Source organism: Pseudoalteromonas luteoviolacea DSM 6061, from assembly GCF_001625655.1.
In the GTDB taxonomy this organism is placed as follows: Bacteria; Pseudomonadota; Gammaproteobacteria; order Enterobacterales; family Alteromonadaceae; genus Pseudoalteromonas; species Pseudoalteromonas luteoviolacea.
This window is the reverse complement of the sequence record NZ_AUYB01000096.1, coordinates 1-26,762: the sequence shown is the minus strand read 5'-3', so window position 1 is coordinate 26,762 and position 26,762 is coordinate 1. Positions and strand designations below refer to the sequence as shown.

At 43.8% G+C, this 26,762-nt stretch carries 22 protein-coding genes; 12 read left to right on the top strand and 10 right to left on the bottom strand.

The features are described 5' to 3' along the window. Positions 1 to 3: 3 nt before the first annotated feature. A complete protein-coding gene (gene lptM / locus N475_RS25075; protein ID WP_081232398.1) occupies positions 4 to 180 on the bottom strand; it encodes an LPS translocon maturation chaperone LptM in 177 nt (58 codons plus the stop codon). A gap of 132 nt (positions 181 to 312) precedes the next feature. Between lptM and cyaY the strand changes: the two genes are divergently transcribed. From cyaY to add, 7 genes are all read left to right on the top strand, one after another. Continuing rightward, positions 313 to 633: an iron donor protein CyaY gene (gene cyaY / locus N475_RS08010; RefSeq protein ID WP_063355846.1), complete on the top strand. Its 321-nt coding sequence runs from the start codon at positions 313 to 315 to the stop codon at positions 631 to 633. Further along, entirely contained in the window at positions 633 to 1,286 is a 654-nt protein-coding gene (locus N475_RS08005) for an alpha/beta hydrolase (RefSeq protein WP_063355845.1), read from the top strand. Before cyaY ends, N475_RS08005 begins: the two co-directional genes overlap by 1 nt. 18 nt (positions 1,287 to 1,304) lie before the next feature. Further along, on the top strand, positions 1,305 to 2,198 hold the full coding sequence (locus tag N475_RS08000) for a DUF2914 domain-containing protein (RefSeq protein ID WP_063355844.1): 894 nt from the start codon (positions 1,305 to 1,307) through the stop codon (positions 2,196 to 2,198). 18 nt (positions 2,199 to 2,216) lie between these two features. Next, the gene (gene hemC / locus N475_RS07995; protein WP_063355843.1) at positions 2,217 to 3,155 is read left to right on the top strand and encodes a hydroxymethylbilane synthase; all 939 of its coding nucleotides are present in this window, start codon (positions 2,217 to 2,219) and stop codon (positions 3,153 to 3,155) included. 1 nt (position 3,156) lies between these two features. After that, complete coding sequence (locus tag N475_RS07990; protein WP_063365000.1) at positions 3,157 to 4,983, top strand: uroporphyrinogen-III C-methyltransferase; 1,827 nt, start codon at positions 3,157 to 3,159, stop codon at positions 4,981 to 4,983. Next, positions 4,980 to 6,125, top strand: a complete 1,146-nt coding sequence (locus tag N475_RS07985; protein WP_063364999.1) for a heme biosynthesis HemY N-terminal domain-containing protein — start codon at positions 4,980 to 4,982, stop codon at positions 6,123 to 6,125. The genes N475_RS07990 and N475_RS07985 overlap by 4 nt, the downstream gene beginning before the upstream one ends. A gap of 204 nt (positions 6,126 to 6,329) precedes the next feature. Then, positions 6,330 to 7,325 (top strand): adenosine deaminase, encoded by a 996-nt coding sequence (gene add, locus N475_RS07980; protein ID WP_063355840.1) that lies wholly within the window; start codon positions 6,330 to 6,332, stop codon positions 7,323 to 7,325. A 17-nt stretch (positions 7,326 to 7,342) separates the two neighbouring features. Here add and N475_RS07975 read toward each other — a convergent pair whose 3' ends face one another. The 3 genes from N475_RS07975 to ubiD all read right to left on the bottom strand — a co-directional run bounded on the left by N475_RS07975 (position 7,343) and on the right by ubiD (position 10,209). Next, the gene (locus tag N475_RS07975; RefSeq protein ID WP_063355839.1) at positions 7,343 to 7,753 is read right to left on the bottom strand and encodes a CBS domain-containing protein; all 411 of its coding nucleotides are present in this window, start codon (positions 7,751 to 7,753) and stop codon (positions 7,343 to 7,345) included. A 129-nt stretch (positions 7,754 to 7,882) separates the two neighbouring features. After that, positions 7,883 to 8,596: an NAD(P)H-flavin reductase gene (gene fre / locus N475_RS07970; RefSeq protein WP_063355838.1), complete on the bottom strand. Its 714-nt coding sequence runs from the start codon at positions 8,594 to 8,596 to the stop codon at positions 7,883 to 7,885. A gap of 137 nt (positions 8,597 to 8,733) precedes the next feature. Further along, a complete protein-coding gene (gene ubiD / locus N475_RS07965; RefSeq protein ID WP_063355837.1) occupies positions 8,734 to 10,209 on the bottom strand; it encodes a 4-hydroxy-3-polyprenylbenzoate decarboxylase in 1,476 nt (491 codons plus the stop codon). A 327-nt stretch (positions 10,210 to 10,536) separates the two neighbouring features. Between ubiD and N475_RS07960 the strand changes: the two genes are divergently transcribed. After that, positions 10,537 to 13,113: an EAL domain-containing protein gene (locus tag N475_RS07960; protein ID WP_155730844.1), complete on the top strand. Its 2,577-nt coding sequence runs from the start codon at positions 10,537 to 10,539 to the stop codon at positions 13,111 to 13,113. Here N475_RS07960 and N475_RS07955 read toward each other — a convergent pair. Both N475_RS07955 and N475_RS07950 read right to left on the bottom strand, forming a co-directional pair. Next, positions 13,098 to 13,874: an SEL1-like repeat protein gene (locus N475_RS07955; RefSeq protein WP_063364998.1), complete on the bottom strand. Its 777-nt coding sequence runs from the start codon at positions 13,872 to 13,874 to the stop codon at positions 13,098 to 13,100. The two genes, N475_RS07960 and N475_RS07955, sit on opposite strands and share 16 nt — an antisense overlap. A gap of 88 nt (positions 13,875 to 13,962) precedes the next feature. Then, positions 13,963 to 15,372, bottom strand: coding sequence for a M20/M25/M40 family metallo-hydrolase (locus tag N475_RS07950; RefSeq protein ID WP_063364997.1), 1,410 nt, complete (start codon positions 15,370 to 15,372; stop codon positions 13,963 to 13,965). A 231-nt stretch (positions 15,373 to 15,603) separates the two neighbouring features. Between N475_RS07950 and dbpA the strand changes: the two genes are divergently transcribed. After that, positions 15,604 to 16,986, top strand: a complete 1,383-nt coding sequence (dbpA, locus tag N475_RS07945; RefSeq protein ID WP_063355833.1) for an ATP-dependent RNA helicase DbpA — start codon at positions 15,604 to 15,606, stop codon at positions 16,984 to 16,986. Between the two features lie 17 nt (positions 16,987 to 17,003). On the opposite strand, the gene N475_RS07940 is transcribed toward dbpA, so the two are convergent. Next, complete coding sequence (locus tag N475_RS07940) at positions 17,004 to 17,618, bottom strand: DNA-J related domain-containing protein (RefSeq protein ID WP_081215843.1); 615 nt, start codon at positions 17,616 to 17,618, stop codon at positions 17,004 to 17,006. A gap of 67 nt (positions 17,619 to 17,685) precedes the next feature. Between N475_RS07940 and N475_RS07935 the strand changes: the two genes are divergently transcribed. Beyond that, complete coding sequence (locus tag N475_RS07935; RefSeq protein ID WP_063364996.1) at positions 17,686 to 20,535, top strand: ATP-binding protein; 2,850 nt, start codon at positions 17,686 to 17,688, stop codon at positions 20,533 to 20,535. On the opposite strand, the gene N475_RS07930 is transcribed toward N475_RS07935, so the two are convergent. The 3 genes from N475_RS07930 to trxA all read right to left on the bottom strand — a co-directional run bounded on the left by N475_RS07930 (position 20,512) and on the right by trxA (position 23,722). After that, positions 20,512 to 21,789 (bottom strand): methyl-accepting chemotaxis protein, encoded by a 1,278-nt coding sequence (locus N475_RS07930; RefSeq protein ID WP_063364995.1) that lies wholly within the window; start codon positions 21,787 to 21,789, stop codon positions 20,512 to 20,514. The genes N475_RS07935 and N475_RS07930 overlap by 24 nt on opposite strands. 136 nt (positions 21,790 to 21,925) lie before the next feature. Continuing rightward, on the bottom strand, positions 21,926 to 23,185 hold the full coding sequence (rho, locus tag N475_RS07925; protein ID WP_023399073.1) for a transcription termination factor Rho: 1,260 nt from the start codon (positions 23,183 to 23,185) through the stop codon (positions 21,926 to 21,928). 210 nt (positions 23,186 to 23,395) lie between these two features. Continuing rightward, the gene (gene trxA / locus N475_RS07920) at positions 23,396 to 23,722 is read right to left on the bottom strand and encodes a thioredoxin TrxA (protein ID WP_063355830.1); all 327 of its coding nucleotides are present in this window, start codon (positions 23,720 to 23,722) and stop codon (positions 23,396 to 23,398) included. Between the two features lie 92 nt (positions 23,723 to 23,814). Here trxA and rhlB point away from each other — a divergent pair, with 92 nt between their 5' ends. Together rhlB and gppA are read left to right on the top strand one after the other, a co-directional pair. Then, on the top strand, positions 23,815 to 25,098 hold the full coding sequence (gene rhlB / locus N475_RS07915) for an ATP-dependent RNA helicase RhlB (protein WP_063355829.1): 1,284 nt from the start codon (positions 23,815 to 23,817) through the stop codon (positions 25,096 to 25,098). Positions 25,099 to 25,128: 30 nt separating this feature from the next. Next, positions 25,129 to 26,631, top strand: coding sequence for a guanosine-5'-triphosphate,3'-diphosphate diphosphatase (gppA, locus tag N475_RS07910; protein WP_063355828.1), 1,503 nt, complete (start codon positions 25,129 to 25,131; stop codon positions 26,629 to 26,631). The last annotated feature ends 131 nt before the right edge of the window (positions 26,632 to 26,762 follow it).

Sequence of the window (26,762 nt, the reverse complement as noted above, 5' to 3'; positions counted from 1 at the left end):
TTATCACTCCTTTTCGTCAGTTTTTGCTTTATCCTGTGCCTCGGGCTTGGACTGAGTTGTGCGATTTTTATCTGCATCCTCAGGCAAATACAGTGGACCACGCTGCCCGCAAGCTGATAACGTTAAGGTGCTAGTTAATACTAGTGCCAGTGAGCTAAATTGAGTGTATGTCGCTTTCATTAGATTAATGATGTCAGTGCCTTTATAATCGCAGAGTAACAGAATTCGCGAAAAAAGCAGCTTTTGCGGTTGAAATTTATTCCCTGATTGAGGGAATGTTTGGCCTTTGTTGCCGTAATTAAGGAGTTAGCCATGACAGATCACGAATATCATCAATTAGCTGAGGCGCTGATGCTGACGATCGAGGAGCAGATTGACGATTGTGGTGCTGATTTAGACTATGAGTCTGCCTCAGGTATTCTCGAAATCATTTTTGCTGATAAGTCTAAAATTATTATCAACAAGCAAGCACCTTTGCATCAAGTATGGGTCGCGACAAAATTTAATGGGCATCACTTTGAATTGCGTGATGATAAATGGATTGATAACCGCTCGGGCGCTGAATTTTGGCAGTTTATGTCTGATGCCGCGACTCGACAAGCAGGTCAAACAATAGAGTGGCAACACGACTGATGTTAGAATTTGTAGAATACGCTGCAAAACAGCAGCACAAGGCAACGGTAATTTGGTTGCACGGACTAGGTGATTCGGGTAACGGCTTCTTGCCGATTGCGCCAGAGCTTGGTTTGCCAGACGAGCTGGGTGTTCGTTTTGTATTTCCTCATGCACCGATCCAGCCAGTGACGGTCAATGGTGGTATGGAAATGCGTGCTTGGTATGATATTAAAAGCATGGACCTTGAAAATCGAGCTGATGAGTCTGGAGTGAGAGAGTCAGCGGCATTAGTGACAAACTTGATTGAAAAAGAAATTGCAGCCGGTATTCCAGCAGATAAAATTATCTTAGCTGGCTTTTCTCAAGGTGGCGTGATCAGTTTGCATTTAGCACCAAGACTCCCTTTCCAAGTTGCAGGCGTGATGGCCTTATCTACCTATATGTGTGCACCTCAAAAGCTTGCAGACGAGGCACACCAAAATACGCTGAATATTTTTATGGCACATGGTAGCCATGACCCAGTTGTACCTATGTCAGCGGGTAAAACAGCGTATGACGCGCTTGTGCATCAAGGATACGATGTAAGTTGGCAAGATTATCCCATGGAGCACCAAGTATGTTTGGAAGAGCTCAAGGCGATTAGAGCGTGGTTAATCTCGCGCTTGTCATAGTGAAATTAGGACAGACGAATGACTCAACGTATAGTGATTAAAACCAAAGTGACTGATGCGCAGTCGCAGCCAGCAACAGCAAACTCAGTGAGTTATCAATATCATTGGCGACGTATAATTACCGTGCTGGTCATGATGAGCTTTGGTGTGATGGCGTTGTCTTATGGCGTATTTAAGTCGGTATATGCGGATGATTCAACGACGGTAAACTCCGATGCTGTGGTTTTAGCTGCGTCAGTTGCAAATAATCCCGTAACCCCAGCTACAGAGCGTCCGTCTGTACCTCAAATTCAAGACAATCAAGCTTTAAACTCAGAAGTTAACGACATCGAGCTAACAACTCAGGACGAGCAGGTTGTGGCCGAAGCAGAGCCTGAACTATCCTCTGTAGTCGTTGTTAACGTGGCCGATGACGCAGATAGCTTGTTAATTGTGGCATCAAATGACACTGAAGAAGCAAACGTACAGCCAGAGCTACCTGCGCAACCTGAGTTTCAGGAAAGCCCTGCTACCACAACGCGATTTGCTGACGATGCACAAATTGCCAGCGTTGCGCTCAATGCCAAAGTGGATACTAGCCATATCAGTCGCGCGGTTCTTACATCTGGTATTGAAAATCGCGAACCAGTTAACGTACTTAAGCACCTCGTTGAGCAAAATAGATTTGAAGAAAAGCTATATTTCTTTACCGAGATCAAAGGCCTCCAAGGCGAAGTGGTGCAACATTTGTGGTTTCACCAAGAGCAACTGATGGCTGAAATCACCTTATCCATCAGTGCGCCACGGTTCCGTACGTACTCAAGTAAAAATATTATGCCAAGCCAAACTGGACAGTGGCGCGTAGAAGTCATCACGCAAAATGGACAGTTGTTGGCACAAAAATCATTTCGAATTTTAGCAAAGGCTCCTTAGGAGCCGACAAGGCAAAACATGACAGACACAAAAAATATTGTTCGCATAGCTACGCGTAAAAGTGCACTGGCGCTTTGGCAAGCGGAGTATGTAAAAGCGCAACTTGAACATTTTCATCCAGACCTTGTCGTTGAATTGGTGCCCATGTCGACCAAAGGCGACAAAATTTTAGATACGCCTCTGGCCAAAATTGGTGGTAAGGGTTTGTTTGTAAAAGAGCTAGAGCAAGCGATGCTAGAGGGACGTGCTGATATCGCCGTCCACTCAATGAAAGATGTGCCTGTAGATTTTCCAGAAGGGTTGAAGTTACACACTATCTGTGAGCGCGAAGACCCCCGTGATGCATTTGTTTCTAACCAATATCAACAAATAGCTGAATTACCAGCGGGTGCCGTTGTGGGTACTTCAAGCTTGCGCAGGCAGTGCCAAATCAGAGAAATGAGGCCAGATCTGCAAATCAAAGATTTACGTGGCAATGTGAATACACGACTTGCTAAGCTGGATGCCGGTGAGTTTGATGCAATCATCTTAGCTGCTGCGGGCCTGATCCGTTTGGAAATGGCGGAGCGTATCGCCAGTTATGTGTCAGTTGAGCAATCTTTGCCTGCAAATGGTCAAGGTGCGGTAGGAATTGAGTGTCGCAGTGATGATATCCGCGTGCAAAACCTGCTGGCACCACTTGAGCATGCTCCAACCCGTGCTCGCGTTTTAGCCGAGCGCGCGATGAATCGTCGTCTTGAGGGCGGTTGTCAGGTACCAATTGGGGCATATGCTGAGTTGCAAGGAGATCACATTTATTTAAGAGGTCTTGTGGGCGCTGTTGACGGCAGCACAATCTTGCGTGCAGAAACAACAGGGTCTTTACAGCAAGCTGAAGCATTAGGAGTAGAACTAGCTGAATCTCTGCTTGAACAAGGTGCAGATAAGATTTTAGCTGAGGTATACAGAGACGCTTAATGTGAAATTTGCCATAACTCGGCCGCAAGGAAAAGGGGATGAATTAGCCACTGAGTTGGCAAAACAGGGGATTTCAGCGCTGTGCACACCAGTGCTGAAACTCGAAAGCGTAGAAGCTTCACAGGCCCAACTGGTTGAAGCTTGTGACGCTGAGATCATCATTTTTATTTCACAAGATGCGGTGCTTAATTTCGCTGCACAACTTCAAAAAGCAGCTATACCACTTTCTACACATGCTCAACTCATTGCGGTTGGTCAGCAAACGGCCGATACCATAGTAGAGCACTTTTCTCGCAATGCCATTGTACCGACTCAGCAGGACTCAGAGGGGTTGGTTGCTCTATCAGTTTTGCAAGAAATAGCGCAGGTTAGAGTGACACTGGTAAAAGGACGTGGCGGCAGAACGCATATCGCGAAAACGCTGAAGTCACGGGGCGCCTTAGTTACAATGTGCAACGTGTATGAGCGATGTTCGATTCATGAATATTCTTCTGACTGGTTAGACCACTGGATGCAGGAGAAGATTGACGGTATAGTGGTAACCAGTAATACGGCAGTGGATGCGATATTTAACAGCAAACAGTCTGCACATTTGCGTTGGCTTAAAGCGCGTTACTTTGTCGTAGTAAGTGCGCGTACTGCGCAACATCTCAAAATACAGTTTAAAATAACCGATGAGCAGATCATCGTGAGTGACGGAGCAAGTAATGAGTCACTCTTTAAGACGATCTGTAAATTAACTTCCCAACAGGGCAGCGCAATGACGGAAAAAAACCAACAAACAAGCACGTCTGAATCAAAACAGAATATGGAAGTCGCAGAGGAGAATACCGAGCGCGCTCCCAAAGCAAAGCTGAGTAAGACGGCTGTGGTGGCACTTTTAATTGCGCTGACGGGCGTGGGTGCTACATCAGGTCTGTTTTATTACAATCAACAACAAGATGTGCAGCGACAGAATTCACTTGCTGCGCTTCAGCAACAAAATCAGCAGCTACAAACCCAACTTAGCAGTGCAATATCATCACTCAATCAGTTGCAGTCACAGTGGCCGAAGCAAGAGCAACTTGTGACTGAGCAATTGGCAAGGCAGCAAGCTCAGGTCGCTGAAAACCTTCAACAAGCACTGTCAAAGGCGCGCCAGCAAGTAGGCGGGGCGCTTAGCTCAGAGCTACGTTCTTTGGCGCGTCATGCCGAGTTTAAAGCATTGAGTGAGCGAGATTACTTAGGTTCAGTTTTGGTGTTAAAGCGTCTAAAACAAGCTTTAGCTGAAGAAACTGGCACTGATGCGTTGCGGTTAGCAATCAGTACAGACATTGCCAAATTACAAGCACAACCAAAACCAAAGACGGAAGCCTTGTATATGGAGCTGGCTGGTTTACTGTCGCAAGTAGACAGTGTGCCTCTCAAGACCTTCGAAAAGCCAACGGTGTCTGAGCCACACTCTACTGTTCTGAGCAGTGATATTAGTGAATGGCGCGAAAACATCATCCGCAGTTTAGAGAAGATTAGTGCTGAATTTTTAACGGTTGAGCGACATGACAAACCGGTTATTGATCCGTTACTTGATGCACAAGAGCAACAGTTAATTCGCAGCCAGCTGCGCAGCTATTTACAACAAGCTCAAACCGCAATGTTAGACGGGCAAATGAGTATTTATTTTAATGCTGTAGAGGGCGCGAAGGACACTTTGAATCGTTACTTTAGAGTCGAGCAGTCTGCAGCGAATAGCATGCTTAACACACTTAAAACGCTACAACGGGCTGAGTTTGGCACTTCCAAAGATCTGCAATTAGCCACACCTAACGCATTGAAGGAGTGGCTGCAATGAGGCAATTTATCAAACGCACTTTGTTCGTCTTGATTGTGATACTGCTGTTTTGCGCCGTATTAGCTGGATCGCATTTACTCATAGATGAAAAAGGGTATGTGCTGGTTTCTTTTGGTCAGTACACAATTGAAAGCACACTGGTGTCGCTGTTGTTTATTGCCGTCATTACTGTATTTGTAATGTGGCTCACAACGAAGCTTGCCAAAACTGTGTGGCGGGTAATAAGAGGGGTCACTGCGCGTAGAACGAAAAAACGTCAGCAACGTGAAGAGGATGCATTTACTCAAAGTGTTTGGGCGCTTATTAACAATCAACCTGATAGCCTTGGTTATACATTGCAGCTGTCTGAATTTCCTGAAAAGTGGCGTGATCAGCAGCTTGCTATCCAAGCCAAAGCAGCACTACACATTGGTCAAAAAGTGGTTGCTCGTGAGTATCTCCAGCAGCTTTCTGAGTCTGCTCAAAGCAAAGTTAGTGAGCTATGGTTGGCTGCTGAACAAGATACGCAAGCACTCACTAGCCTAGCTCCACAAGCGCAGATGAAAAAAGCTTCGCCAACTGAATTAAATGCCTATGTAAGCGCACTGCTTCAGGCAAAAGATTGGGACACTTTGCAGTCAACTATTGAACAACGCCATAAACAGTTGCAGTGGTCTGGTACTCAGTGGTCGCAGTTTTTTGCTGCATACTTTGAAGCGATTCTGCGCCACAGTGACAAAGATATTCACGCACTCTACGGCGCTTTTCCGAGAGCGCTGCGCGGACAGAGTCATGAAGCGTATGTACACGCTTGTGTGCGCTTTGGGCACATTGAGGTAGTTCGTAAAGAGTTGCTGAAAATGCTTAAAAAGTCGCAATATCAAGAGTTGGCGACGATCCTGCAATATGCTGGCGGTGGTGATATTGAATTACGCAAGGCCATTCAAGCTCAACTTAAGAAGCAACCAGATCAGACTGAACTGTTGTTTTGTCTCGCGAGCTTGGCAAATGGGGAAGGGGACCATGGACTTGCTGCGAAAATATTCGATTCACTTTCAAGTGCGCCATGGCAAGCACTTTGGCAGCATCAGGCTGAAATCGCCTTTGCCAAAACAGGCCAATTTGAAAAGGCTTATTTGCTAGTGAGCAACGTACAGAATTAATCGAGTCAGCCAGTGTCGCCGAACACTGGCTTTTTAACAGCGTTTCTTCCCAACCCTTTTCATCGCTCCTAATCGCTTGCCTCTTAAGCAATTGCTCTTAAGTCAACAGAGGTCTGTTGAGTTATATTTTGCGGATAATTGTCCTTGTATCTAAACTTGATCTGCGTATGATCTGAAAAATTTTATCTGCAAACCGAGTGCCTTATGATCAATACCAAACTACCTTTACTTGATTTACACCGTCACTTAGACGGTAACGTGCGTGCTGAGACGATTTTAGAACTCGGTCAGAAATTTAATATGCCTTTGCCTGCAAATGATGTAGACGGTTTACGTCCTCATGTGCAAGTTATCGACAACGCGCCAAATTTAATGGCTTTTTTAGCGAAGCTGGATTGGGGGGTTAAGGTGCTAGGTGATTATGATGCGTGTCATAGAATTGCAGTAGAAAATGTTGAAGATGCCATTGTACAAAACATGGATTATACCGAGCTGCGCTTTAGCCCATATTACATGGCCAAGACACACAATCTTCATCCGCAAGGCGTCGTTGAAGCAGTTGTCGATGGCATTAGCTCTGCAACACAGGGCCAAGATATCAAGGTTAATTTGATTGGTATTATGTCGCGTACTTTTGGCGTTGAGAAATGTCAGCACGAATTAGATGCATTACTCGCGTTTAAAGAAAGTCTTGTGGCCGTAGACTTGGCTGGTGATGAGTTGGGTTTCCCTGGAGAGTTATTTATTGAGCACTTTAAGCAAGTACGTGATGCGTACTTAGGCGCTACAATTCACGCGGGTGAGGCCGAAGGTGCAGTGAGCATTTGGCAAGCGATTAAAGAGCTTGGTGCTACACGTATTGGGCATGGTGTTAAAGCCATTGAAGACCCACAGTTAATGGATTTCTTGAGAGATAACCGTATTGGTATCGAGTCTTGCTTAACGAGTAACTTACAAACTAGCACTGTGGCGAGCATTGAAGCCCACCCGCTTAAGCAATTCTTGGATCATGGTATCTTAGCGACAATAAACACTGATGATCCAGCCGTACAAGGTGTTGAGTTAGACAACGAGTTTGCAAAGGCTGCTCCACTTGCAGGTCTGAGTGAATCGGACATTCAAAAGGCACAAAGAAATGCAGTTGAAATTGCATTCTTAAGCGACGCAGACAAGCAAGCATTGCTACAAAAGTACGTTTAATGTTGAATTTGAGTTGCTCATTGTTTTGAGCAGCTCAAATAATCCTCTCTTAATGCATTGATCACATGGCTTCGTGTGACAATGGCAATCACTTTATCGGCTTGTACAACGGGATAAATCTTCGGCTTATCGTGTTGCATTTGGGTCGCCAAATCTACCACAGTGGTCTTTTTTCTTACTGATAATGGTTCTGTTGTCATAAGTTCTGCAACTTGTGTTGCACCATCGCAGAAATAGCTGCTTTGTAGAAGAGGTGCTAGTAGCTGCTGCTCTGAAATAAATCCGACTAGTGCGCCATGCTTGTTTTGTACAGGAGCGCCAAATAAATCAAATTTGTGCAGTTGCTCAATCGCTTCTGTAATTTCGGTGTCTGGGGTAATAACCGGGAACTGGAATGACATGATGTCTTCAATAAATTGGTTTGCCATGGTGTGTCTCCTGTTTTGTGTTAGGAGTAGTATGGGCAAATTCAGTTTATTTTTAAAATTGATTAATTGTATCACTTTGATTTGTTTTTTAGATTAAGCGCGCAAGCGATGTGCTGCGCGCTGCTGCATTTATTTGATAAATGCAAACGCATCCGCGTACATGAAATCGCGATTCGCGCCGTGGTTGATAAAGTCGTCGCGAACAATACCAATCATGTTAAAGCGACCAGCCATGTATACGCTGTATGGCTCTAGTGAAATGATGTCTTTCATTACCGCCTGATGTACATAGCCTGTATGTCCTTGCCACGCGTCTGAGGCATGTTCAACAACAGGGATAAACTGGAAGTTTTTCTTGCTTGCGGCCCATGCTTCCATCTCTGCTTTAGCATAGAGCGCTGACTCTTCTTTCACGCCCCAGTAGAACAATACTGGCTGTTCATAATTAATTTCAGCGAGGTGGTCTGCCATAGATTTCACGTAAGAAAATCCGGTACCGCCAGCTAGCAATACGATAGGTCTCGCTTGCTCTGGACGAACTTGAGATATACCCAATCCAACTTCTAGATCTACCTCTGTACCATCAATATGCGCCGTTTTTAAGTGCTCAAGCGCCTGCATGGCGTATGAGTCAGCACCTGACGCACCAATGTGCAGCTCTAATTGCTGTTTATTGGATGGGCTGCTGGCAATCGAAAATGCACGCTTGTCTTTTTCACCAAGTACCAGCTGTAAGTAGTGGCCTGCTGAAAATTCTGCATCTTGTTGTGGCTTTAACAGCACTTTGTAAACAAATTCTGTGAGAGGTGAAATGGCCTCAACACGCGCTTTTAATATTTGCATTTCAAACCTTATTATTAAGCACCTTGGCGAAAGTATGCGCACTGTAACATATTTAATCGCGACTTTGTTATATCGCGTCGCTTGACGTTTACCCGAAATTCAAACAAATTTTTATGAAAGTGCACAATACTTATTAGTTATTTCTTATCCATAATGCCCAGACTGTCCCAGATATCGTCGACTTTGCGCTTGATATCTTCATCCATCACTATAGGCACACCCCACTCACGGTCCGTTTCTCCCGGCCATTTATTGGTCGCGTCCATACCCATTTTTGAGCCTAGTCCTGATACCGGTGAGGCGAAGTCTAGATAGTCTATTGGTGTGCTTTCTATCATGGTGGTATCCCTAGCTGGGTCCATGCGTGTTGTAATGGCCCAGATCACATCATTCCAGTCACGAGCATTAACATCGTCATCGCAAACAATCACAAATTTGGTATACATAAATTGTCGCAAGAATGACCAAACACCCATCATCACGCGCTTGGCGTGTCCTGGGTATTGTTTTTTCATGGTCACGACGGCCATGCGATATGAACAGCCTTCAGGTGGAAGGTAAAAATCTACAATCTCTGGGAACTGCTTTTGCAAAATGGGCACAAATACTTCGTTAAGTGCCACGCCCAGTATCGCGGGCTCATCTGGTGGGCGGCCAGTGTATGTACTGTGATAAATCGGGTTTTCGCGGTGCGTAATGTGGGTGACGGTCATAACGGGAAAGTCATCTACCTCATTGTAATACCCTGTGTGGTCACCGTAAGGGCCCTCTGGTGCCGTTTCGCCTTGCTCTATGTAACCTTCAAGCACAATCTCTGCACTTGCAGGCACTTGTAAGTCATTAGAGATCGACTTAACGACTTCGGTTTTGCTGCCTCGCAAAAGGCCCGCAAATGCATATTCACTGAGCGTATCTGGCACAGGGGTTACTGCACCCAAAATTGTTGCTGGATCTGCACCCAGTGCAACAGACACCGGATAAGGTTTGCCTGGATGCTCTTTGCACCATTCTTGAAAATCTAGTGCACCGCCCCGATGTGACAACCAGCGCATAATTATTTTGTTTTTACCCAGTAGTTGCTGGCGATAAATCCCAAGATTCTGACGTTTTTTGTGTGGTCCTTTGGTGACTGTTAGACCCCATGTAATGAGTGGGGCAGCATCGCCTGGCCAGCAATGCTGAATCGGAAGCTTAGTTAAATCTACTTGGTCACCGCTCAATACAACTTTTTGACAAGGTGCCTTTTTGACTTCCTTGGCGGGCATATTAAGGACTTGCTTGAAGACTGGAATTTGGCCCAACGCTTCTTTGATACCTTTTGGTGGCTCAGGTTCTTTGAGAAACGCTAAGAGCTTACCGACTTCACGAAGTTCACTGACATCTGTTTGGCCCATCCCCATCGCGACACGCTTAGGGGTGCCGAATAGGTTGGCAAGTACGGGGATATCAAATCCTTCAGGGTTTTCAAATAAAATTGCAGGACCACCGGCACGTAAGGTGCGATCTGCTATTTCAGTCATTTCTAATTTAGTGGAAATGGGTTGACTGACGCGGACAAGTTCGCCTTGCTTTTCAAGCAGTTCGATGAACTCTCTTAAGTCTTTATATTTCATTTTAGCCTATTACGCAGTGAGTAAGCCTATCTGTGGCTGCAAGTATATCAATTCCCCACACGCTGAACATACTCTACGCGAGGAAAGACGGATTTAATTCGCTGAAATGATTACGGCAACGAGAAGGCAAGTTTAACAAGTGTAAGTACACTCATATACGAGCTGGATGGTCAGTTAGATTGGTTGTTGAGCAGCTTTTTAAGCCCGTTTTGAAGTCTATTGTTTCCTTGATTTAGGCTTTGGGCTATAGTCTGAATGAGTCGACGGGTATCTATTGGAGGCGGCTTGAAGACAATAACAACAATAGTTTACCTCATACTAAGTTTAATGGTGGTGACTTATACTGCCCACTCAAAGGCGCAAAGTTTGCCTGCTGGCGTATTTGATAATCACAGCGCAGTAATGCTGTTAATCGAACCTGACAGCGGTAAAATTGTGCGTGCCAATCAGTCTGCGGCTGATTTTTATGGCTACAGCAAAGCACAGTTAGAAAATCTCTACATTCAAGAGATTAATCAGTTCACACCTCAGCAGGTTGAAAAAGAGCGACTCTCCGCACTCAATGAAGGGCGCAATTATTTTATTTTCCAGCATCGCTTAGCTAATGGTGAAAATCGTACTGTATCTGTTTATTCATCTCCCTTTATGAACAATGACGGGGATGCTTTATTATTTTCCGTAATTCAAGATGTCAGCGCAAGGCGAAAACTGGAGCATGCGTTATGGCATTATCAAAGTAATCTTGAACAGCAAGTTGCGTTACAGACAAAAGAAATCAAACACGCTAGCACAGTTCAGGTTTTTTTATTGAGTAGCGTTATTGCTATTCTGGTAGGGACTACGGTAATTCTAGGCTGGGGTTTCTTACGCATACGTAAAACAAAACGTCGCTTGGAATATCAAAGAGCTAGATTAAATGCGATTTTTGATTCCATTGGTGACTATCTTGTATTTACCGATCCAGATGACAAAGTGTTGTCGGCAAATCGAGCAGCTTATCAAGATTTGGGCGACTTAGATGGTAAAATGATCACTGAAGCGCTGGGCAACGGCGCATGTACAGAGGTGACGCAATTTGAGCCTAAAGAGTGTCGTTTAGACACCAATTTTGGCGCCTTAGATGTGGAAATAAGTAAGACGGATGTGCCGGACGGCAGCGGTGGTCTATATGGCCATATCTATCTGTTGCAAAATATCACCCAACGTCTCATTGATGAGCAAGAGCAGCGGCTCGCGAGTACGGTATTTTCAACCACCAGTGAAGGTGTATTGGTTTCTGACAAAAACAATTGCATTCAAATGGTCAATAAAGCATTTACAGAAATCACCGGTTTTAGTGGGCCTGAAGTGATGGGAAAAACGCCAGCCATATTTAACTCTGGACGTCATGATGCGGCCTATTTTACTCAGCTCTATGATGCGTTAAGTTCGAGAGGGCATTGGGAAGGAGAGATTTGGAATAAGCGTAAAAGTGGAGAGGTATATCCAAGTTGGTTGCAAGTCTCGGCTGTATTTGATCAACACGGTGACATTGATATGTATGTGGCGTTGTTTAATGATATAACTTCGCGCAAACGCAATGAACAATTGATGTGGCAACAAGCAAATTTTGATAATTTAACTGGGCTTGCGAATCGACACCACTACCATGCCAAATTTGATATTGCCTTAACTCAAGCAGAGCGCAAACAATCACGGGTTGCAGTCTGTTTTATCGACCTCGACCGGTTTAAAGCGGTCAATGATACTCTTGGTCACCATATTGGTGATTTGTTGCTGATTGAAGCAGCAAATCGCATTCGAGAATGCACCAGAAACTCAGATACTGTGGCCAGATTAGGCGGAGATGAGTTCGCCTTGTTACTGCCAGAAATGGAGATGATCGGTGACATGGAAAAAGTGGCAGAGAAAATTCTCACCGCTTTGAGCGCGCCGTTTCATCTAGAAGGGCATGAAGCGTATGTTTCGGGCAGTATGGGCATTACTTTTTATCCGGATGATGGTGAGGATAGAAAGGTACTATTGCGTAATGCAGACAGCGCCATGTATAAAGCCAAAGAAAACGGCCGGAATTGCTTCCAATTCTTTACCGCAGCAATGCATGAACACGCAAAGGCACGTAGTCAGTTAGAGGGCGCATTGCATCGAGCGCTGTCTAACCAAGAGTTGAGAGTGGTCTATCAACCCATCGTTGGTAAAGATAACGACTTAGGTTGTGAGGCATTATTACGTTGGCACAATGAGTCTTTGGGGGAAGTATCTCCTGCCGACTTTATTCCTATCAGTGAAGAACTTGGGCTAATTTTGGCGATGGGTGAATGGGTGCTTTACCAAGCTTGTGCACAAGCGCGATCTTGGTTGACCAAAACAGACAAACCTTTTTTTGTTTCTGTGAATGTATCTAGCACACAGTTCAAACGTCAGGATATCGTGAGTTTAGTTAGCAAAGTCCTCAAAGATACGGGTCTACCTGCAACATGTCTTACATTAGAGATAACCGAGACTGTGTTAGCAGATAACTCCGATGGTATAGAGCAGCAATTAGATCAACTACGCAGCATGGGAGTTGGCCTAGCCATTGATGATTTTGGTACTGGGTATTCGTCGTTGGGGTACTTAAAGCGCTTCCCATTGTCCAAGCTAAAAATAGACCGCGCATTTATCAAAGACTTACCTGAAGACGAAGAAGATAAAACACTCATTAGCGCTATTGTTTCTATGGCTAGCAAGTTAAACTTAACAGTAATTGCAGAAGGGGTTGAAACGGCAGAGCAATTGGCGTTGTTACAGCAACTTGGTTGTGATTATACCCAGGGATATTTACATGCTAAACCTGGTGCTGCCAGAGACTTCGAACAGTTTTTGATAGCTTATTCAAAAAGTGAGGCTCACTCGCAAACCTGATGCATCTGGCACAGAGACTTGAGCGCTTCAATGGCTTTGAGATTGCCTTGAGTTTTTGCAGCTTTGAGTAGCTCAAATGCTCGAGGTAAGTCTTGAACTCCACCTTCTGCTGCAATCAACATGGTTGCGAGGTTATACATCCCCCATTGATCTTGGGTTGCCACTGCTTCTTCAAATGCTTGGCGCGCCGCCTCAAATTCACCTTGTTGATATAAGCTGATCCCTTGGCTGTTTTGTGGTGAAAACTGCGCTCTCTGGTGTTTGGGAAAATGAGCAAGTGCACGCTTTTTTACTATGCCACCTAAGACATAAATGTCATTGGGACGATACGCAGCGTAAACACCACCACTTTGGTAGAAATTAGATATTTGCGAGTGTGTCAAGCGCCAAGGTTGCGATTTAAAGTAATCATCAAGCATGAGGTTGTCTAGCTGAATTGCACGCTTTGCATCGCGTTTTCTTGCATAAGTATAACGACCTTCTTTCAGGGTGATGTGCTGCTCATCTACAGCAATGACTTGCGTGACTCTAAACTGCGGTTGATAGACGCGATCAGTTTGAATTCGGCCAAAGTCAACCATAATAATATCGTCGACCTTTGGAGCGTTAATCCACTCCAGTTGCTGTGTTTGGCTTTGTTGGTGTTTAACTATCCAGTATCCACAAAACCCCACAACCAAGAAGGCAATAATAATTGCTTTATATCGACTGACAGATGCTGAAATCACATCGTGTGTGCGAAATAGGGTGCTTTTTATCATTGCCATCTCCGTGGTTGGTTACACTGTTTTAGCTCTTATGCGTGTCGAAGCTAAGATAGCATGGCTTCGCCTCGACACAAAGAGGTCGTTATTTACCCGCCATAGCGGTTTCAGCATTGGCTGCCATCAAGGCAAATACTGCATAAGCCGCGGTATTTTGCTTGAGCTTATCAGGGTCTACTTTGTCTAACGTATCATCTGCTGTGTGGTGATAGTCAAAGTAATCAGTTCCTACTTGATGTAAATCGAAAATAGGGGCCGAAGTCATTTGCTTAAATGGGATCAGATCAGGGCCTCCTCGAGCGGCATTTTTGCGTATGTATTTGATGCCTAGTGGCTTTAACTGCTTAGCAATTTCGCGTACTGCAGGCAAGGACGCGGCATTGACATTTGATTCAAATGCATACACCACATCTGCACCAAAATCAGACTCTGCGGCGGCAACTATATTATCTAATCGGTCTTGGTAATGTTTAAAGTATGCTTTTGCACCCCATAACCCTAACTCTTCAGCTGCAAACAATACAACGCGAATGCTTCGCTCAGGCCGCGTGTGATCTGCAATATGCTTTGCCGCAGCCATGGTGAGCGCGACACCTGCACCATCATCCAATGCACCTGTGCCCAGATCCCAAGAATCTAAATGGCTGCCAAGTAGCACATATTGTTCTGGGTACTTTGAGCCTGTGATTTCACCGATAACGTTATAGCTAGTGCCTTCACCTAAATCTTCAGTTTGAATATTGAGTTCTACTTTAACTGGTTTACCAAGCGCAATTAGTCGTGCTAACTGATCGGCGTCGGGGTTGGCAACCGCTGTAGTGGGGATCTTACTGACGCCCTTGGTATAGTGGCTGCCACCTGTGTGTGCAAACCGGTGATGACTGGTACTGACTGAGCGCATCATGTAGGCGATAGCCCCTTTCTTAGCTGCCTCCACAGCACCTTTATTTCTGGCTTTTACTGCGGGCCCATAGCCATTTCCGTCTATGTCTCTGTTCATGCGGTAATTGATAAACGCAATTTTGCCTTTCAGGCTGTCGGCTGGCGCTGCAATTAACTCATCAAATGTTTCGAACATGACGACTTCGCCGGATAAGCCTGCTTTAGGTGTACTGACGCTATTGCCCAGTGCGGTTAAATGCAGAGGTTGTTTGCTTGGGGTCAAAATAAACCCTGATTCATGATAGCGGCGCCATTCGGGGAATTTGGAAGGTTCCAACCAGACTTTGTCAAAACCGAGTTGTTGGAACTTTTTCTTAGCCCAGGCGACGGCCATTTTGTCGTTTTCTGTACCTGGGAGGCGAGGACCTACTTCTGTGGTTAATGATTCAACAAGTTGCCAGCTCAATTCGCTATGTCGTGCATGCTCACGAACCTTTGCTACAGTGTCTAATTCAGCTTGGCTAAATTCTTGGGCCAGTGTTGTGTAGCTTGTGCACAATGCGACGAGCGGTAATATGCTAGTTTTAATCAAAGTACGAAATACTCGTTTCATAATGGTCCTTGGTCGGTATTAATGTGGTTATTTTGACACCAAAAGAAATTGATTAAAACGTAAATAGGATGAAATGCATGGCATGAAGCTGTTATGAGCTATTTTAGAAAATGTGAAAAGGAACACGCGGTGTAATTTTGTAAGTGGTATAAGCTTACATGTTTTCCACAGTATACCAAGGGGGATGATCTTTGATAAAATTAACACAATTTGATTTGTCAGGAAAACCATGTGAACCCGCAATTTACTCAATTAACACTTCGCGCAGAGTTACAATCGGCACTAAGTAAAGCTGGATTTAGCCGCATGACGCCTATCCAGTTACAAAGTTTACCTGAGTTGCTGGCTGGTAAAGATGTGGTCGCACAAGCAAAAACTGGCTCGGGGAAAACATTGGCCTTTAGCTTAGCGATGTTGCAAAGTTTGGTTGTACAAGCATCGCATATTCAGGGTTTAATTTTAGTACCTACCAGAGAGTTAGCTAACCAAGTTGCTGAAGAAGTACGAAAATTGGCTAAGGATCTGGGTAATGTAAAAGTGTTGACCATTTGTGGCGGTGAACCCATTGGACCACAAATTAGCTCATTGGAGCATGGCGCCCATGTTGTTGTAGGTACGCCTGGTCGTGTCGAGGAGCACTTGTTCAAGGGGACATTGGACTTAACGCAGGTCAGTCACTTTACCTTAGATGAAGCAGATCAAATGTTGGAAATGGGCTTTGTGGATGCCATTGAAAATATTGCAGTATATTTACCTCCTGCTCGTCAAACAATGATGTTCAGCGCCACTTATCCTAAAGATATTGAACAGTTATCAGCGCGCTTTATGCAATCGCCGATATTAGTAAAAGGTGAAACTGAAACACTTAACAAACAGATCAAACAGCAGTTCTTCCCGCTCAAAAACAACAAACTTAGATTTAACACACTGAGACTATTGCTGTTGCAACATAAGCCACAAAGCTGCATTGTTTTTTGTAATACCAAAGTTGAAACGAAAAAGCTTTTTAGCGAATTACAACAAACAGGATTACAGGTTGCTGTTTTGCATGGCGATTTAGCTCAGATCGAGCGACAAAGAATGCTCTTAAGGTTTGCTAACAAAAGTGCATCTGTGCTGGTTGCGACTGACGTAGCTGCGCGGGGGCTAGATATAGATGATATCGACATGGTAGTGAATTACCATATGGCACTGGATCCACAAACGCATGTACACCGCGTTGGGCGCACAGGGCGTGGTGGGAAAAAGGGCTTTGCTTGCTCCCTGTATGGTGAGAATGAAACATTTAAAATGAAGCAACTTTGCGAGTTGTACGAAAGAGAGTTCAACCCGTCGCCAACACCACCACTTAGTTTGCTTGATAAACCAGCTTACAAGCCAACGATGGTGACTATTGTGATCGACGCGGGTAAAAAGCAAAAAGTTCGTGCCGGAGATATAGTCGGCTGCCTGACTGGTGAAAACGGTATTGGTTCAGCGCATATTGGTAATATTACAGTGCAGGATAACCAAGCTTACATCGCGATATTCAGAGAAGCAGTGAAACCCGCGATTCGAAAATTAAATGCTGATAAAATCAAAGGTAAGCGAATTAAAGCTAAGCGATTGGTTTAAAGATGACTTTATGCAGCTCATAAGAGCGCTTTGAGCTGCGCATATTCACGTTTGATTTGGTTGAAATCTGCAGCACAACCGCCCTTATCAGGGTGACATGATAAAGCGAGCTTGCGCCAAGTTTTTTGTAGTGTGTATAAGTCGTATTTAGAAGGCAATTGCCACTTTTCTATAAGCTCGATTTGGGTTTGTTGTGATACCAAATTGTTGGAGTTAGTCAAATAGCTTTGCCAAAACTGCGACAATAATAACTCAACCTCTTCTGCGCTTGTGTCATAGTTTCCCCAATCTAAATAATAGCTTTTAAGCGGGTCACTTTCTTGTAGTGTGTTTCGCAAGTTTAACTGGCTGGACCCTCGCTTGGTGTTTAGATCCGTTATATAAATGTCTAAGGCTGAAATATGCACATCACAATGGCTATCTCGCAATTCGTTTTGCAATTGGTACAGCCCATTCATAATTATAAAGTTTCTTTTAAACAGATCCTTATGAGGGTCTTTGTCTAGTTCAGGTAATGCTGATTGGGCTTTTAAATGGGCGGCTAGTTCATGCACTTTTAAGTGTGGTGTAGCCGAGATGACGTCAAAAATAATATTGAGAATTGGGTTGATCATTGTTCGGCCTGTAAACATAGTGTATCTTCATGACCTTAAATATTGTCGATGAAATATTACGCTATTGCAAATTGGGATGGCATGGATGGCATTAATGAACACGTGCTGGATAGTGATTTTTACTTTAGGATTGAGTATCTTCAGCTATGCGTCTGAGCAGAGCAACGAAGTACAATCACTAGCGCAACAAATACAGAACATTGCACAACTCGAAAGCTGGCAAGAACAGCAAATGGTTGGAGAGCAATTGTTAAACCACCCTCAGCTTTCGCAACCGCAAAGAGCTTCTCTGTTTCAAATCCTTGGTAGATCTGCTTTTCAAAATGGTGAACTACGTAAAGGTATTCACTTTTTTAAACGGATGGAGATTTCATTAGGTGAAAACCCCGATCCACAACTCCATTTTACGGCAGTAAAAATGCAAGGAATAGGTTGGTACCACTCGGGAGAGTTTGCGGCTTCTGAAAAGGACTATGTACGCGCATTGGTGCTAGCGAAAAATCACCAGCCGCCAATTGAAGTGGCACATATTCAAAATAATTTGGGCTTAGCATACGTAAAAATGCACGATTTAATGAGTGCCTTATCCCACTATTTAGATGCGTATGAGCTATACAAGCAGCATGGTAATGAGCAAGATCAAGCTGATATTATTCTTAACATCGCGGGTGTGTATATACGTTTGTTAAGATATCAAAAGGCCGAAGAGTTGCTGCAAAAGGCTATAACATTGTTCGAAAAGCTTGGAGATAGCTACGGTATCGCGCTCTCGCAAGCCAATTTAGGCGTGCTATATACTCAAACCTCTCGCTTTGAGCAGGCTGGCGTTTATTTACAAAATGCCATTGACTACTACGAGGCGGTCAATGACGTTAAACACCTATCATATGAATACAGCAATCTTGCGAAAGTAAGTATATCGACTGGTGATATGGCAATGGCGGAAACACACGTAAACTTTGCTATTTATTATGCAGAAAAGGCAGAAAATGACTCAAATATGTCTGAAGCTTTATATGTGCAGGCGCAGATATTTTTAGTCAAGGGGCAGATTACCAAAGCAAAATCTGCGGCACAGCGTAGTTTAGAAATGAATCAGTCCCTCGGCGCAGAGTTACGTGAAAAAAGGGCCCTGTCGATAATTGCGCTGGCGGAAGCTGCGCAAGGGAGTACCGCTGAGGCATTACAGACCTTGACGGATTATGATCGGGAAATGTTCAAGCTGTTAAATCAGGCGTTATTAGAAAAAGCTGAAAAGTACCAAAAGCGATTTGAAGAAAGTGAATTAAGCCAAGAGCTTGCGCAGCTCAGACAAGCACAGCAACTTCAGGAATTAAAGTCAAAGCAACAACAACAATTAATGTGGATGAGCGTTTTGGTGGTTGGTTTTGCATTACTTGCGCTTGTGGCTTGGTATCGTCGTACGATTGAGCGCAAAGCCAAACTAGATTTGAGCAACGAGGTTGCAGAGCGTACCGCCGAGCTGCAAAAAACAGCGGATCAATTGCGTAGTGCGAATCAAATTAAAAGCCAGTTTCTTGCCAATATTAGCCATGAAATACGTACCCCGCTGACCGCAATTCTTGGTTACAGTGAAAGCATGTTGCATGAGCATAGAGACAATGAACGGCTCAAAGAGTCACTCACCGTACTAATGCGTCAAGGTAGGCATCTGAAAGAGCTGATCAGCGATGTATTGGATCTTAGTAAGATTGAAGCGGAACAACTCGAACTTGACCTAACTGAATTCAAAGTCGAGTCATTGCTATCTGATGTGACTGATATGTTCCATCACCCCTGTTTAGAAAAGTCGTTGGAACTGATTGTTGATCACCGCTTGGATACACCTTACCGGGTATGCTTAGATTATGTCAGGGTGAAGCAAGTATTAATAAACCTACTAAGCAATGCGATCAAGTTTACCCATCATGGCTATGTTGAATTATTAGCCGAGCAGCAAGAAGATGGTATCTTATTCAGCGTGACTGACACAGGGATTGGAATGTCAGCATCCCAACTAGAAAAGATTTTTGAGCACTTCCAACAGGGTGATAACAGTATTACACGTCGCTTTGGGGGATCGGGCTTGGGGCTAAGTTTATCTCAGCAGCTTGCTGCCATGATGGGAGGGGTGATCAAGGTTACAAGTGAACCGCATGTAGGCAGCCGGTTTTCTTTTTGGGTTCCCTGCGTTCGATTAAATCAATTAGATGATGCAGCGCCAATTTCACAGCCAGAAAAGCCATCGGTTGAGGTGTTCGAAGGGCTAGTACTCCTTGCAGAAGATCATGATGATAATAGAGTGCTGTTTGAGCGAATACTGTCTCAGCTCGGTGTACAAGTCGAATCTGCACTAGATGGCAAACAAGCTGTTGAAAAGTGCCTGAGTAGTTATCCAGATTTGGTGCTGATGGATATTCAAATGCCGCACATGGATGGGTTAGAAGCATTGAGCTTATTGCGTCAGGCAGGCTATGAAGGGCCTATTTATGCTTTGACAGCAAACGTGATGGAGCATGAAATTAAGTATTACTTGGACAATGGTTTTAACGGCCACTTAAGTAAACCTCTAGAAAAAGACAAACTAATCGCTGTGCTGCAAGCAACGCTGGGCGACAGGTATCAACCTCAAGCAAATACTGAAATGAGCCTAGATATGACGGATTTAAAACAGAGTTTTGCATCTACCTTAGAGCAAGAGAGATACAAGCTCATCGACTTGTGGCAAGAAGAAGATTATCCAGGGCTACAATATCACTGTCACAAGCTCGCAGGTGCAGCAGCAGTATTTGGCTTTTTACCAATTGCAGATATCGCAAAGCAATTCGAAACTGCCCTAAAAGCACAAAATACAAGCCAATATCAGGATCTGTTTTTGATTCTCTGCGATGAGCTAAAAGTACATGCCTGTTCAGAACAGTTCGATATCACCTGAATCTGATGCATCATCAATAGGAGTTGCTTGAGGTTTATTAACAGCAACTTCAGCACTATGGGTACGGCTTTTATCGACTCGAGGATCTAAGTCTGGTTGTGGTGTTTCGGTTTTGAAGATACTTAGCTTTTCATGGATACTGGTTGAAAGATTAATGAGATCTGTACTTGAAACTGCCTGAATCTTAGAGCTAGATAGCGCGTCTGAATTTAACTCAACCATAGACTCAATACTTGACTGCGCCTCATCAGAAACCTCTTTTTGCTGTTTTACTTGGCTGTGAATACTATGGGACATAGCGTTGATATCTAGCATGGCATGTTCAATTTGGTCGACTTCTTTCGTCGACTCTTCCGATAAGCTAACTGTACGATCGGTTTCTTCTAATGCAAGTAACATAAGTGAATGAGCACTGTCTGTACCCGCTTGGATTTTACTCACCATGGTACGCACTTCTTGTGTTGATTGACTAGTTCTTGCGGCTAGGCTGCGCACTTCATCAGCTACTACGGCAAATCCTCGGCCTTGCTCTCCAGCTCTGGCAGCTTCTATCGCGGCATTCAAGGCCAATAAGTTTGTCTGGTCGGCGATAGAATTGATGACATCAATCACGGCACTAATGGCATCACTGTCCGCTTTGAGGGCCTCTATTTGTTTACTGGTTTGCCGAATATGTTCAGCAAGACTGATTAAGCTTTCTTGGCTTTTATCAGTATCGATGCGGGTTTTTTTAACGGCCTCTGTTGCGTCTTCCACAGATCGATAAATCTTATCTAAATTATCATCCAGTTCGCGAGAGACGATAAGCATACGATTGATTGAAGCCGCTAGATCTTCACCATGGGCATGTTGAATTGTGGCTTTCTGTGTCATTGAAGCATAAGTATCTCGCAAGTCATCAGCCATTGGTGCGAGTCGTGCTGAACAGGTATAGACTTCGCAAATAATATGCTCAATGGTCGCAATGCCAGCGTTAAGGGCTAAACAGGCATTGGGGAGTTGTTTATCTTGTTCATCAAACCGGTAAGTAAGATCAATATTGGTATCCGCGAGTAAAGCACTGACCAAGTTATCGAGATATGTGCCTTTATGGCTAAACTTCAAAATAAGGAGGTAGACTGTCAGGGAGCTTAAGATGATGAAGCTACACAAAGTAAGTGTTGCAGCTAAAGAAAAATCAAAATACAAAGCACAAAGTACGGTAATTGTAAGATTGGCGCACGTGGTACTAATCGCTCCGACGTTTAAACGCATTGCCTGAGTCTCCTTTCTATGACCTTAAAAATTAGAAACTTTTTCCAGTTTAGAATAATAGGTATAGACTAGTTCATAGTGAATTCCAAGCTTTTACAAGGCAAAAAAAAGCCTGCTAACGCAGGCTTCTTACTGATTATTTTCGCTTCATGGAATCGAAAAATTCATCATTCGTTTTGCTCATTGATAGCTTGTCGATGAGAAACTCCATCGCATCGATCTCACTCATTTCATGAACAATCTTGCGCAAGATCCACATCTTCTGTAATTCGTCCGGCTTGGTTAATAGCTCTTCACGACGAGTACCAGAACGGTTAAAGTCGATTGCAGGGAATACACGCTTCTCCGCGATCTTACGGTTTAGGTGAAGTTCCATGTTACCTGTACCTTTAAACTCTTCGTAGATAACTTCATCCATCTTAGAGCCAGTATCGATAAGCGCAGTTGCGATAATAGTTAAGCTACCACCTTCTTCAACATTACGTGCTGCACCAAAGAAACGCTTAGGCTTGTGTAGTGCGTTTGCGTCAACACCACCTGTTAGTACTTTACCTGATGAAGGGATAACAGTGTTGTATGCACGCGCTAAACGGGTAATCGAGTCTAATAGAATTACAACGTCTTTTTTGTGCTCAACTAGTCGCTTAGCTTTTTCGATGACCATTTCTGCAACTTGGACGTGACGACTTGCTGGTTCATCAAACGTTGAGGCAACAACTTCACCTTGAACAAGGCGCTGCATCTCAGTTACTTCTTCTGGACGCTCATCGATAAGTAATACCATCAGAGTTGCGTCAGGGTTGTTGTAAGAGATCGACTGCGCAATATTCTGCAGTAGCATTGTTTTACCGGCTTTAGGCGGTGCTACGATAAGTGCACGTTGACCTTTACCAATAGGTGACGCAAGGTCTAAAACACGCGCAGTGATATCTTCAGTGCTACCGTTACCACGCTGCATAACCAAACGTTCGTTAGCATGGATAGGAGTTAAGTTTTCGAACAAGATCTTAGTTCGAGAGTTTTCTGGCTTATCAAAGTTAACTTCGTTAACTTTTAGTAGAGCAAAATAGCGCTCGCCATCTTTTGGTGGACGGATAAGACCGCTAATTGAATCACCAGTACGCAAGCTAAAGCGTCTGATTTGACTCGGCGATACATAGATGTCATCCGGCCCTGCTAGGTATGAAGCTTCGGAAGAGCGTAAAAAGCCAAAGCCGTCTTGGAGAATTTCTAAAACACCGCCGCCATAGATGTTTTCGCCGCTTTTAGCGTGAGCTTTTAAGATAGCGAAGATGATATCTTGTTTTCTAAGACGGGCTACGTTTTCGAGTCCCATTGACTCGGCAAGTTTTACAAGCTCATTTATTGACTTGTCTTTAAGTTCGCGTAAATGCATATTGGTGGGTTCTTTAATTAACGTTGTTTTCTCGTCGCACGAGGGATTGAGTTGAAATTCGATAAAAAGGTTTGTGGCTCTATAAGTTAGCAGCTAGCCATCGAGTCGTCCAGTCTTTATACAAAAAATTAATCCATTTATCTATAATTTTCGCTGGCAAGCAAATAATAGTGAAGCCCAATCCACTGTGTAGTTTGGGCTTTTAAGTTTTTAAGCGTTGTCGTTTAAAAACTCAACAAGCTGAGTTTTAGATAGCGCGCCTACTTTAGTTGCAGCAACAGCACCATCTTTAAAAAGAAGTAGCGTAGGAATACCACGAATACCAAACTTACCAGGAGTACCTGAATTTTGGTCGATGTTTAATTTCGCGATAGTTACTTTACCTTCAAACTCTTCCGCTACCTCATCAAGGATCGGCGCGATCATCTTACAAGGACCACACCACTCAGCCCAAAAGTCAACAAGAACAGGTTTGTCTGAGTTAAGTACGTCAGCTTCAAAGCTGTCGTCAGTTAATTGGATAATTTTGTCGCTCATTACGTTCTCCGATAGAAATTAGGCGAATTATTTAGTGCGTATTTAAACACTCTTGTTTCTTATTGCAAGTTTAAACGTTATGCTTTATTGCTATGACTAAGACACATTTGACCAATACTACATTTTCAGACTTTGCTTTAGCACCGGAAGTGGTCGCCGGTTTGACAGCGAATGGCTTCGAGTTTTGTACGCCAATTCAAGCAAAGTGTATGCCTTACGTATGTGAAGGCAGGGACATTGCGGGTCAGGCGCAAACGGGAACCGGTAAAACACTGGCATTCCTGACAGCGACTTGTCATCGTTTAATGCAAAATCAACCTGAACAGCAAGCATCTGTACAACCTAGAGCCATTATAATGGCGCCGACTAGAGAGTTGGCAATACAGATCCATAAAGATGCAAAAGTCATCGCACCGCACTGCAATTTACAGTTAGGATTAGTATATGGTGGCGAAGAATATGAAAAACAACGGGCACAACTAGAAAAAGGCGTTGATATTTTAATTGGCACCACTGGTAGGCTAATTGATTTCTACAAACAAGGTGCATTTAATCTAAATAGCATTGAGGTTGTGGTACTTGATGAAGCTGACCGTATGTTTGATCTGGGCTTTATCAAAGATATCCGATATCTGTTCAATCGTATGCCTGGCACGCAAGAGCGCTTAAATCTACTCTTTTCAGCCACACTCTCTTACAGAGTGCAAGAATTAGCATTCGAGCACATGCACAACCCCATTCACGTACAAATCGAGCCTGATGTTAAAACAGGTAAGCGCATCCAAGAAGAGCTATTTCACCCCTCACAAGAGGACAAATTACCTTTACTTTTGACCTTAATCGAGGAAGATTGGCCTGATAAGGCAATTGTTTTTGCTAACACTAAACACAGTTGTGAGAATGTTTACGAGTGGTTGAAAGCTGATGGACATCGAGTGGGGTTACTAACTGGCGATGTGAATCAGAAAAAACGTTTGTCTATTTTAACTAAATTTACCAAAGGCGAATTGGACTTACTTGTTGCAACTGATGTCGCTGCGCGAGGGTTACATATTCCAGAAGTGAGTCATGTGTTTAACTTTGACTTACCTGATGATAGAGAAGATTACGTTCACCGTATCGGTCGAACCGGACGTGCTGGCGCATCGGGACACGCAATTAGTTTTGCGTGTGAGCAATATGCTTATAACCTTCATGAGATCGAAGAATATATAGAACACTCTATTCCAGTATCTCACTATGATAAGACGGCATTGCTAGATGACCTTAAGCCACCCGTAAAACAACATCGAAGAAATTATCAATCGGGTCAAAGAAAACGAGGCAACTCTCGCAGACAAGGTAGTTATCAAAAATCATCGCCTAAACACAATTAGACGTAGAAAGGGTAAGTAGAGGTTACTAGCGTGGGATACAACTCACCACAGAATAATGTATATGCCGTTATAGATTTGGGCTCAAATAGTTTTCACATGTTAATTGCGAAGCATATGGCAGGTGGGGTCCATACTATTGGTAGGGTAAAACGTAAAGTAAGGCTCGCAGCTGGGCTGAATGAGCTAAATATACTCTCTCAAGAAGCGATGGAAAGAGGGTGGGAGTGCCTCTCCCTCTTCGCGGAAAGATTGCAGGATATTCCGCCTCAAAACATTAAAATTGTGGCGACAGCAACTTTACGGCTAGCTCAAAATGCTGAGCAGTTTAAACAGCGTGCGCAAGACATTCTCAATCACAAAATTGATATTATTAGTGGTGAGCTGGAAGCCTGTACTATCTATAAAGGGGTAGCGCATACCTCTTCATGCCATGGCAAGCAGCTCGTTGTTGACATTGGTGGTGCAAGTACAGAAGTAGTGATTGGTCGTGGTTTTGATGCTCATATATACTACAGCCTCAATATGGGGTGCGTGACATATTTGGAGAAATACTTCAAAGATGACCAGCTCAGCGAAGAAAATTTTGCATCAGCTATAAATGCTGCAAAAAAGGTTATCGCACCGCATGTCAGTGAATTCCAGCAGGTAGGATGGGAGCTGGCGATTGGCGCCTCAGGGACAGTACAAGCAATACAAGAAATATTTGCAGCACTTGGGCTGGACGAATATTTAGTATTGTCCAAACTTGTTCAAATTAAATCTTTGGCTATTGGCTGCGAGACCATCCCTAAACTTGATTTACCCGGTTTAAGTGAAGAGCGCAGGCTCGTGTTCGTATCAGGCCTAGCGATTCTTATCGCATTATTCGAGTCGCTGGAAATAGAGCGCATGGGACTAGCTGGCGGAGCGCTTCGAGAAGGTGTTCTTTATGGCATGATTGATGACCTAAGTGTGACTGATATCCGTAAACGTACTCTTGATTGTTTTATGGCACGATTTCATGTGGACAATTTGCAAGCTCAACGAGTTTTTGAAATTAGCAATGGCTTCTTTAATCAACTCAAAGATTATTGGTCAATCAATACGCAATTTGGTTCAGATGCGTTGAAAGCTGCAACGGTTGTTCACGAAATAGGGCTATTAATAGACTATAAAGAGTACCACAAGCATAGCGCATATATTCTCAATAATAGTGTGATGCCCGGTTACACCAGAGCGCAGAAGCAACTTATTGCGACAATGGTGAGTAATCACAGGCTGGACATTCAAATAGATAGTTTCGCGGAGTTAGGCTCGAATCAACGATTAGCTGAAATCTTGATTAGACTGTTAAGATTAGGGGTTATTCTGTCTATGCGTCGTCAAGATGATGTGTTGCCTGAATTGTTTCTTACTGCTAGTGAACCAGAAACGCTGACCTTAACTGTGTCGAAAAACTGGTTAGAGGCACATCCATTAATGGAAACAGAGCTTGAGCAAGAAGCCAAGTATCAAGAAAAGTGTGGTTGGTTGCTCATAATTGAGTGTGATTAAACGCAAATTTGAACGTTTAATCAGCAAAAAGTGATGTTTTGGTTATAGTTTGTGCAGTTGCAAGTGTTTTTTGATTATTAATTAAAAAAACGCTTGCGCCAATCTCAAATCTCCCTATAATGCGCACCCAC